General features: G+C 58.5%; 4 protein-coding genes, 3 rRNA genes and 2 pseudogenes (1 of these 9 cut by a window edge). 5 read left to right on the top strand and 4 right to left on the bottom strand.

The window, feature by feature from the left end; translation table 11 throughout:
• From JFT80_RS13485 to rrf (JFT80_RS13475), 3 genes are all read left to right on the top strand, one after another.
• Window positions 1-580, top strand: a 23S ribosomal RNA gene (locus JFT80_RS13485); it begins 2,314 nt to the left of the window's first position.
• Between the two features lie 157 nt (window positions 581-737).
• Window positions 738-853 (top strand): 5S ribosomal RNA (gene rrf, locus JFT80_RS13480).
• 104 nt (window positions 854-957) lie between these two features.
• Window positions 958-1,073 (top strand): 5S ribosomal RNA (rrf, locus tag JFT80_RS13475).
• 87 nt (window positions 1,074-1,160) lie between these two features.
• On the opposite strand, the pseudogene JFT80_RS13470 reads toward rrf (JFT80_RS13475), so the two are convergent.
• A pseudogene (locus JFT80_RS13470) lies at window positions 1,161-2,166 on the bottom strand (FecR domain-containing protein).
• A 119-nt stretch (window positions 2,167-2,285) separates the two neighbouring features.
• Window positions 2,286-2,975, bottom strand: coding sequence for a GntR family transcriptional regulator (locus tag JFT80_RS13465; protein WP_122840831.1), 690 nt, complete (start codon window positions 2,973-2,975; stop codon window positions 2,286-2,288).
• A 189-nt stretch (window positions 2,976-3,164) separates the two neighbouring features.
• Between JFT80_RS13465 and lapG the strand changes: the two genes are divergently transcribed.
• Together lapG and lapD are read left to right on the top strand one after the other, a co-directional pair.
• Window positions 3,165-3,857, top strand: a complete 693-nt coding sequence (gene lapG / locus JFT80_RS13460) for a cysteine protease LapG (protein ID WP_201148189.1) — start codon at window positions 3,165-3,167, stop codon at window positions 3,855-3,857.
• Window positions 3,858-3,871: 14 nt separating this feature from the next.
• Window positions 3,872-5,818, top strand: a complete 1,947-nt coding sequence (gene lapD / locus JFT80_RS13455; RefSeq protein ID WP_201148188.1) for a cyclic di-GMP receptor LapD — start codon at window positions 3,872-3,874, stop codon at window positions 5,816-5,818.
• A gap of 73 nt (window positions 5,819-5,891) precedes the next feature.
• Here the strand turns inward: lapD and JFT80_RS13450 are convergent, their stop codons facing one another.
• Together JFT80_RS13450 and JFT80_RS13445 are read right to left on the bottom strand one after the other, a co-directional pair.
• On the bottom strand, window positions 5,892-6,230 hold the full coding sequence (locus tag JFT80_RS13450; protein WP_201148187.1) for a tryptophan synthase subunit beta: 339 nt from the start codon (window positions 6,228-6,230) through the stop codon (window positions 5,892-5,894).
• 148 nt (window positions 6,231-6,378) lie between these two features.
• A pseudogene (locus tag JFT80_RS13445) lies at window positions 6,379-9,995 on the bottom strand (type I secretion C-terminal target domain-containing protein); the annotation flags it as partial.
• Window positions 9,996-10,000 lie beyond the last annotated feature (5 nt).

The raw sequence follows: 10,000 nt of genomic DNA, 5'->3' as shown, positions 1-10,000 counted from the left end.
ATAAAGGCAAAAGCGCGCTTGACTGCGAGACAGACACGTCGAGCAGGTACGAAAGTAGGTCTTAGTGATCCGGTGGTTCTGTATGGAAGGGCCATCGCTCAACGGATAAAAGGTACTCCGGGGATAACAGGCTGATACCGCCCAAGAGTTCATATCGACGGCGGTGTTTGGCACCTCGATGTCGGCTCATCACATCCTGGGGCTGAAGCCGGTCCCAAGGGTATGGCTGTTCGCCATTTAAAGTGGTACGCGAGCTGGGTTTAGAACGTCGTGAGACAGTTCGGTCCCTATCTGCCGTGGACGTTTGAGATTTGAGAGGGGCTGCTCCTAGTACGAGAGGACCGGAGTGGACGAACCTCTGGTGTTCCGGTTGTCACGCCAGTGGCATTGCCGGGTAGCTATGTTCGGAAAAGATAACCGCTGAAAGCATCTAAGCGGGAAACTTGCCTCAAGATGAGATCTCACTGGAACCTTGAGTTCCCTGAAGGGCCGTCGAAGACTACGACGTTGATAGGTTGGGTGTGTAAGCGCTGTGAGGCGTTGAGCTAACCAATACTAATTGCCCGTGAGGCTTGACCATATAACACCCAAGCAATTTGACTACTCGAAAGAGCATCAGATTGCGGTGTGTGAAGACGAAACGAACCGAAAGTTCGATGTTCACAAAACACCGAAAACTATCCCATACCCAATTTGCTGAAGCGAGGCCATCTGGCCACGATTCGGTACCCGAATTTCTTGACGACCATAGAGCGTTGGAACCACCTGATCCCATCCCGAACTCAGCAGTGAAACGATGCATCGCCGATGGTAGTGTGGGGTTTCCCCATGTGAGAGTAGGTCATCGTCAAGATTAAATTCCGAAACCCCAATTGCGAAAGCAGTTGGGGTTTTGTTTTGTAGAAGTAACCGTTTTTGCTGGCTTGTTACCGTGTTGACGAGCCAGATACAGAATTTCTTGACGACCATAGAGCGTTGGAACCACCTGATCCCATCCCGAACTCAGCAGTGAAACGATGCATCGCCGATGGTAGTGTGGGGTTTCCCCATGTGAGAGTAGGTCATCGTCAAGATTAAATTCCGAGACCCCTGTCTGCTAACGCAGACAGGGGTTTTGTCATTTAGCACCCTATCAATGCCACTTGCCCATCACTGATGACTCAGGCTCTGCCTTGCAGAGTCACCCACCAGCGCGTTCGGTAGTGCAACTGGACGGGAAGGGCGTGCGTCAGGGCAACGAGGAGCTGGTCAGTGTCGTCCAGACGGAATGCCCCGGTGAGGCGTAGGTCGGCAATATCTGTGGCGCAGCCCAGGTGGCCATGCCGATGGCGGCCCAGTTCGTCCAGGAAGTCCGCGAGACGCATATTTCGCGCAACCATCAGGCCGTCCACCCACTTACCTGGCTCCAGGTCAGGCGGTGACGCCAGCGACGCTTGTTGGTGATCGACCAGGTAACTTTGCCCGGGACGCACCTCAATGGGCACGCCAGCGGCGGACACTGGTGAATGAATGATCACCTTGCCGGCCGTTACGCTGAGCCGGGTGTGGTTCGGTTCCTGAAGAAGGACATACCGGGCATCCACTCCCTCGAATAATCCATGAACACTTTGCACTCTTAACGGACGATCAAACGAGGCGGCTTGATCGATCCCGCCACAGGTCACGAGTATCTCGCCATGGGTCAGTTTGATCAGCCGCTGATGAGGGGTGTAATCCAGGTCTGCCGAACTGGCGGTATTGAGCTCGAGGCGGGTGCCGTCAGGCAGCTGGAAACCACGCCGTTCGCCAGTGGTGGTGGCGAAGTCGCAGGTCCATTGTTGCCAGTGGTATGCGTCCTTGGCCAACCAGGCTGTCGAACCCACCAGCAGCAAGCCCGAGAGCATCTTCAGGGCTTGCCGGCGGCCTACGCCCAAGGCACTGGCTGGCGAGGTATTCAAGTGGTCCGGGGCGCCTGGTATGGCGCGCGGATCGCTGTTCAGCTCGGCCTGCAGGGATTTGACACGCTGCCAGGCCAGTTCGTGTTCCCTGGCGCTCCGCGCGCCATACATCGCATTGCAGGCGCAGTCGGGAATTGCCAGCGTTGTTGCGCAAGCGCAGGAGCCAGTGGATAGCCTGTCTCACGACATGTTGATCAGGCATCTGTGCTGCCAACGGTGATGAAGACATGATGCGGCTGCCCGGATGTCACAATGATAATTAGTCGCATTGTCTTTCACCGGTAGCCAATTACGCAACTGATCGCCCCGCGTCTGTCGAATGACATCGATCAAACCTTCTTGGAACGGCTATTGCTCGGGGCTATTGAGATAACGCGTAATCACTTCCACCGCACGATTGAGGTGCTGTTCAAGCAAGCGCACTGCGCCCTCGACATCACGGTCCCCCACTGCGCGCAACAGCGCCCGATGGTCCTCCTGGGACAATTCACCCAGGTTCATCGCCTCCAGATTGAAGCGCAGGAAGCGTTCCTCTTCATTCAGCCCCTCCTCCACCAGCCGCAACAGCCTGCGGTTGGGCGCTTTACTGTAGAGCGCCATGTGGAAGAGGCGATTTAGACGACCGATCTCGGTAAAGTCGCGCTCTGTCTCGAGATCATCGATATGCCGCGCTGCCTGTTCAATGTCCTCGGCTGTAAGCAGGGGGATCGACAGACGCAGTGCCTGCGACTCCAGCAGAATGCGCAGTGCGTAGGTTTCCACCGCATCGCCTTGAACAAGCGGCGCAACAACGGCGCCTTTGTGTGCGATGACGCTCAGCAGCGACTGCGCCTCAAGCTGACGCAGTGCTTCGCGAACCGGCATGCGGCTGACCCCGAAGAAATCCGCGAGGTCTTGTTGACGCAACGCTGTGCCACACGGGATTCGGCCGTCGAGAATCGCCGAGCGCAAGGTCTCTTCAATCACTGCGCGGGCCATGTGTGCGGGGATTGGCGCGTTGATCTTGATACTGCCTAGAGGGTTGGGCTTTTGTGTCACAACGCACCCTGAATAAGTTTTAATGATATTGGATCCAAATTGACACTAGAGACTGTCGGACAAGATGTCAAACCGGCGGCCTCCCTGAAAGTTTAGCGCGCTATCAGTGATCTCATCGTGCCATTGTCTTTTGTCGGGCTAACCTGCACCATCAACCGAATTCCACCTGCCTGATCTGGATGCCTCGCATTGGCGGTACGTTTCGCGATCCCTCGGACTCTGCGCTGGCTAGGCTGCGCACTGCTGCTGGCCGGCGTCATGCTGGGCGGTCTGCATGCCGATTGGGATTTTTCCGCGATCAGCCGCAAGGCCACGGCCCTTTACGGACCGCTGGGCGCCGGGCAGCAGCGCATCGATGCCTGGCAGAATCTGCTGGCCACGCAGAAACAGGTCAGCGAGATGGAAAAGCTCAAAGTGGTTAACCTGTTTTTCAATAAACAGATGCGCTACGTCGAAGACATCGATCTATGGGGCGAAGTCGATTATTGGGAAACCCCCATCGAAGCGTTGTGGAAGGGCGCCGGCGACTGCGAAGACTATGCAATCGCCAAGTACTTCAGCCTGCGTCACCTTGGCGTTTCCAGTGACAAGCTGCGCATCACCTACGTCAAGGCACTGCGTCAGAACCGCGCGCACATGGTGCTGACTTACTATGCCACCCCCGATGCCATGCCGCTGGTGCTCGACAGCCTGATCGATCCGATCCAGCCGGCGTCGCAGCGAACCGATTTGCTGCCGGTCTACTCTTTCAATGCTGAAGGTCTGTATTTGCCGGGGGCCAAAGGCAACAAGAAGGTCGGTGACACCAAACGCCTGTCACGCTGGCAGGATGTGTTGAAGAAAATGCAGGCCGAAGGTTTCCCGGTCGAAACGATTAACTAGGAGCACGCGCTCAGATGTCTTTGTTCAAACAGCTGTTGATCGCTATCTGTCTGTTCCTGGTGATTGCCTTCACCGGCAGCTTCATGGTCAGTCTGGAGAGCTCGCGTACCCAGTACGTCAACCAGTTGCGCTCCCACGCTCAGGATGCCGCGACGGCGCTGGCGCTGTCGTTGACACCTAATATCGATGACCCGGCGATGGTCGAGTTGCTCGTCAGTTCGATTTTCGACAGCGGTTACTACGCGAGCATCCGCGTCGTCGATCTGAAGACCGATCAGACCATCGTCGAGCGTAACGGCATTCCGGCCGTCACCAATGTGCCGGACTGGTTCGTCAAACTGATTGGGCTGGAGCCCGCCGGTGGTGATGCCATCGTCAGCCGTGGCTGGGAGCAGGCCGCCAGGGTCGAGGTGGTCAGCCACCCGATGTTTGCCGTGGCCAAGTTGTGGCAGAGCGCGTTGGGCAGCCTTGGCTGGCTGCTGATCTGCGGCGCAGTGAGTGCGGTGCTCGGCGCGCTGCTGTTGCGCCGGCAGTTGAAGCCATTGGATTACATGGTCAAGCAGTCCCACGCCATTGCCCGTCGCGAATTCCTCAGCCTGCCGGAGCTGCCGCGCACCCCGGAACTGCGGCGCGTGGTGCAGGCGATGAACCAGATGGTCGAGAAGCTCAAGGCGCTGTTCCAGGAGCAGGCCGAGCGCAGTGAAAAACTGCGAATCGAATCGTACCAGGACAACCTCACGGGCTTGGCCAATCGGCGGTACTTCGAGATGCAATTGAATGCCCGGGTGAGCAATCCGGAGCAGGCCAGCTCGGGCTATCTGCTGCTGTTGCGGGTCAAGGATCTGGCCGGTCTCAACCAGCGTCTGGGTGGTCAGCGCACCGATGAACTGTTGAAAGCGGTCGGCGAACAACTGTCGCGCGAGTGCGCCAAGTACCCGGAAACGCAGAATCTCGTCACCCGTATTCGCGGCGGTGAATTCGCCGTGCTGGCGCCGGGGCTGGTCCGTGAAGAGGCGCTGCAACTGGCGCAAAACCTCGACGCCGCGCTCGGCAGTTTGCACGCCACGGGCGCGACGGATGTGGCGGCGGTGGCGTCGATTGGTCTGGCGCCGTTCGCTCATGGCGATTCGCCGCAAGCGGTCATCGGGTTAGCCGACCAGGCTCTGGCGCAGGCGGAAACCCAGGGTGAACCGAGCTGGGCCTGCCTGGATCACAGCGCCTCGTCCCGCGTCGCGGATGACCACCATGCCTGGCACAATCTGCTGGATCAGGCACTGACAAATCGAGGCCTGAAACTTTACTTTCAGCCGGTGGTGGCCACGCAGGACACGCAACTGGTGCTGCATTACAAAGTGCTCTCGCGCTTGCTCGATGATCAGGGCCAGACCATCCCGGCCGGGCGTTTCCTGCCGTGGCTGGAGCGTTTTGGCTGGACCGCGCGGCTGGATCGCCTGATGCTCGAACGCGTGCTCGAACAGATGAAAGAGCACGAGGATTCGCTGGCGCTGAACCTGTCTTCAGCGACCCTGGCCGATCCACAGGCGTTGAACAAAGTCTTCGAGATTTTGCGCGCGCATTCCAACCTCGGCGCGCGCCTGACCCTGGAAATCGGCGAGGAACAGTTGCCGGAGCAAGCAGTGCTGGAACAGCTGACCCGGCGCCTGCGCGAGCTCGGCTTCTCGCTGAGCCTGCAACGCTTCGGCGGACGTTTCAGCATGATCGGCAACCTGGCGCGGTTGGGGCTGGCGTACTTGAAGATCGATGGCAGCTACATTCGTGCGATCGATCAGGAGAGTGACAAGCGTTTGTTCATCGAGGCGATCCAGCGTGCGGCGCACAGCATCGATCTGCCGCTGATTGCCGAGCGGGTCGAGACGGAAGGGGAGTTGGCGGTGATTCGCGAGATGGGGTTGTATGGCGTTCAGGGGCAGCTGTTCGGTGAGCCCAAGCCATGGCAGTAAACACTTCAGAAGCACAAAAAATCGTCCGAAGGCTCGGGCCGCGATCGGACGATCTTTTGCTTTGGCAACGGTCCTAAATCAACCCCGTCTCTTCATCATCAATCAAGTGACTCAATCCACCCAACGCCTCACGCGCCTGGTTCCGGTCCATCAGCTTGGCCTGCGCCGCCGCCGGCAAGTCCGTCACCCGAATCACGCCTTTGCTGGTCAGCACCTGAATCAAGTCGTCGAGTACCCGGATCATTTCCAGGTCACTCTGCTTGAGCTGTTTGAGGCTGACTTCCATCACTTCGTTGGCGTACCACGCCTGGATCTCATGATGATCCGCGGGCAGCGTCTCCGTGGCTTCGGCGTAGGCCGCGGCTTCCACGCGAATCAACAGACCTTGCGCATCGCGTTGCACGTAAAACATTGAGCATCCCTCAGAAATGAACCAGCGTCATGCTGTCAGCAGCATAGCCAACTGCGCGCGAGTATGCGGTGCGGCGACGCAATCGTCACCGGTCCGGTGCCTGCAAACGTGACGGCCGCCCCATAAGGGCGGCCGTTTTGTTCACGCATCAGCTGTTGTTGTGGTCGACCTTGATGGTCGGATCGCTACCGGCAATCAGGTTGTGGATGTTGGCGCTCGACCAGTTGTTGCCTTCCAGTTTGATCGTCACATCCGGTGTCGCTGCTGCAGCGTCACCCGAGTTGAACTTGCCCGTCGAGCTGACTTGCAGCGACGACGTGCCGTCGACCGTGGTGATCTTCAGGAAGTTGTCGATGGTGCTGCCGGTTTCGCCCTGCAACAGATCACGCAAGTCGATGCGGTCGCCTTCACTGGCCTTGAAGTCCTTGATCACGTCGGTACCGGTGTCGCCTGCTTTCCAGACGAAGGTGTCGCCACCCAAACCGCCGATCAGGGTGTCGTTGCCTTTGCCCCCATCAGGATGTCATTGCCATCGCCACCGTCGAGCAGGTCGTTGCCGGTTCCGCCGAGCAGGATGTCGTTGCCATTGCCACCGTACAGTTTGTCGTCGCCGCCTTGGCCGAAGATGATGTCATCGCCGGTGCCGCCCAGCAGGGTATCTGCACCATCATGGGCACCGGACATGTCGAACGCCTTGTAGTTCTCGGTCACGAACTGGTGCACGTTGCTTGGGGTGACCTTGTTGGTTTCGACACCTGTTTCCTGGCCGACGAACGCTTGCAGCGCGGTGTAGCCCTCACCGGTAACGCCGTTGAAGCTCACCAGGTCGCCGAAGATGATGTCGTTGCCATCGCCGCCGTTGATGGTGTCGCTACCTGGCATTGTGGCCTCACTGTGGCCGAGGATCGCGTTAGCCAGGTCATCAGGGTTGATGTTGGCCAGCGGTTTGCCTTTGGTCGTGTTGTACGGAGCCAGGTCGTTTTCGGTAACTGAGTTGTTCAAGCCAATGGCCTGTACGGTGGAGTTGGCGGCTGCGAACAGTGCCAGTGCCAGTCCTGCGTTAATGGCGCTTGGGCGATCTACCCTGCCTTCGCCGTCGTTGTAAGACAGCTCGTAAGTCCCATCACCCTGCGCGTGAATCTTCAAGTCGCTGTCGACCTTCGAAGATGTCCAGTTGCCGAGAATGTCCTGGGTCCATTTGTAAACGTTGCCGCTGGCATCAACCAATGTCCGGAGTTTGCCGCCGATCATCGTGTTGAACGCGGTACCAGGCGTGTAATCACCGGCCTTCATCAGGCTGTCGAGATTGATGTCGGTGTTGGTGTTCGACCAGTGATAGTCGACGACCTTTGGATTGACCTGCTCAGACGACGTGTAGGCAGTTGGCTCACCGTCAGTAATGAAGTAAGTCAGGTTGGTCGCATTCGAGTTGCTCAGCGCCTCCTCGCTGTGGAACCAGTTGGCCGTGGTCTTGAACACGTCCTCGTAGTTGGTCCAGCCACCGGATTTCATGCTCTCGAGCACTGTTTTCAAGCTGTCCAGCGCGCCCTTGCTCGACAAGTCGACCGAGATCGATTTGTTCACCTGCGTATCGAAGTCAACCAGGAACACTTTCACGGTTCCAGGGTTTGCACCTTGGGATGTGGCGCTCGCGATCAGCGAGGTAAACACCGCAATCAGGGAGTTCTTGGCCGACGTCACGGAGGCGGAGCTCATACTGCCCGAACTGTCGACCATGAAGGCGATGTTGTAGTTCTGGCCCGGTGTCGTCGTCAGCCCGGCGATGTCCGCCACGATGATGTCGTTGCCGAAGGTGCCGTCCTGAACGTCGTCGCCCGCAGTCAGCGTGATCGGGTTGTACGTCGCCGGGTAAATGGTGACCGGAATCGTCGCCGTACTCGAAGCCGAACCACCCAGTTGCTCGGTAGAAGTCGAGGTCACGGTCAGGTCGAACTTGCCGTTGTAGTAAGCAGGTGGCGTCAGGGTCAGGTTGGCCAGGTTCCAGCCAGTCACTATCGCCTTGCCATCGGTGCCCACGGTCCAGGTGTGGCCCGCGTCGTCGCTCAGCACCATACCTTTCGGGAAGCCGCTGATGGTCACGCTGAGGCTTTCCGAGCCGTCGGTATCGGTCAGTGCGGTGGTGATTTTGGACAGGTGTACGCTGCCGTTTTCCGCACCTTCGTTGAGCTTGTAGCCGTCGTAATAACCTTCGCCGTTGGTGCCGTGCAGATCGGAGACGGTCACGCCCGAGTTCACCAGATCCTGCACGCCGGTGTAGATCGGCACGCCGGCGCTGCTCAGGTCGATCGGCGTGCTGCCGTTGACCGACAGGTTCACATCGTAGCTGCCCGGGCCGCTCTGGTTGTGGTGGTAGATGTCCAGTGTGTAGTAGCCGCTGGTGGTCGGCTTGAAGCCTGCGCCGGAGATGGCTCCACCTTTACCCCACAGCGCGCTGGCTACATCCTTGCCGCCAATGGTTACCAGCAGACTGTCGTCCGCGCTGCCGCTGAAGGTGTAAGTCTTGCCAGCTTCCAGGTAGATCAGGCCAGACGTTTTCGATGCGGTACCCGCAACGACATCGCCGCTGGACTGCACGTTGGTCGAGGTACTGGTGCTGTTCGGATTTTTCGCCGCATCGATCACCGACTTCAGGGTGGCGGTTGCCGCGCCACTGCCGACGCTACCGTCATAACCTGCGCTCAGGCCGGACAGGTTGGTCCAGACTTCCTTGAGCAGGCCGGTCGAGGTGACGGCGTTGCTGTCCACAGTCAGCGTCGGTCTGTCAGCTACCGGGGTAATGTCGACTTTGAGTGTCGCTTCATTGCCCTGGTTGGAACCGTCGGTAGGCTTGAACTTGATCTGCGCGTAGTCAGCGGCCTTGTTGCCAATGCCAGTACCGCCATAACCGTCAGCACCGGACTCGTTGCCCACTGGTACAAACTTCAATTTGCCGCCGGCGATATCCGCCTGGCTGATGACCTGGCCCGCCGCGACTTTCACCCAGCCAGCCGCACCGTTGAACATCAGGTCACCACGACCGGCGATGTCCGTGATGGTGATGCTCAGAGGGCTGTCGTTATCGACGTCGGTGGTTTGGAAATTGGCCCACGTCAGCACCAGGTCAGTGTCTTCAAGGCCGGTAACACCGCCGCTTACAGCAACAGGTGTATGGTCGTTGTCGACGATAGTGGTGGTGACGCTGTTTTTCGCAGGGTCGATCGCGATGTTCTCGAAATTACCGCCAGCGACGCTGTCGATGGTGATCACGAAGTTCTCGGAACCTTCCACCAGTTTGTCGTTGATGGTCGAGATGTCGAAACCAACGCCATTGCTGTTGGCCGGGATCTTGACCGTGGTCACACCCTGGAAGTCCACGCCATTGGCAGCTGTGCCGCTGTATTTCAGAGTGACAGTGACTTCGCCGTGGGAGGTGTTGCTCAGGTTCAGCGTGTAGTGCGCTGTCTGGCCTTCAACAACGGAAGCGTCGCCAGTGATGCCCACGGTCACTTTGTCGCCTTGGCCTGCAGGCTCGTCGGTGATGGTGGTGGTCAACGGTGTCTTGTCGAGGGTCAGCTGTTCAAACTTCACGCTGCCGCCGGAGACGGATTCGAGCTTGTTCACCAGCGAAGTCTGGCCGCCGGTGTAGACGTCATCCGCGATCGGCACTAACAACGTACCGGAGCTGCCGTTGGCGGCGATGTTGACGATCTTGCCATCGCTCAGGGTGAAGCTCATCGCCTCGTGATTGTTGATCGGCAGGCCATTGATGT

The organism is Pseudomonas sp. TH10, from assembly GCF_016651255.1.
GTDB lineage: Bacteria > Pseudomonadota > Gammaproteobacteria > Pseudomonadales > Pseudomonadaceae > Aquipseudomonas.
The sequence above is the reverse complement of the archived record's forward strand: the minus strand, read 5'-3'. Positions and strand labels throughout refer to the sequence as shown.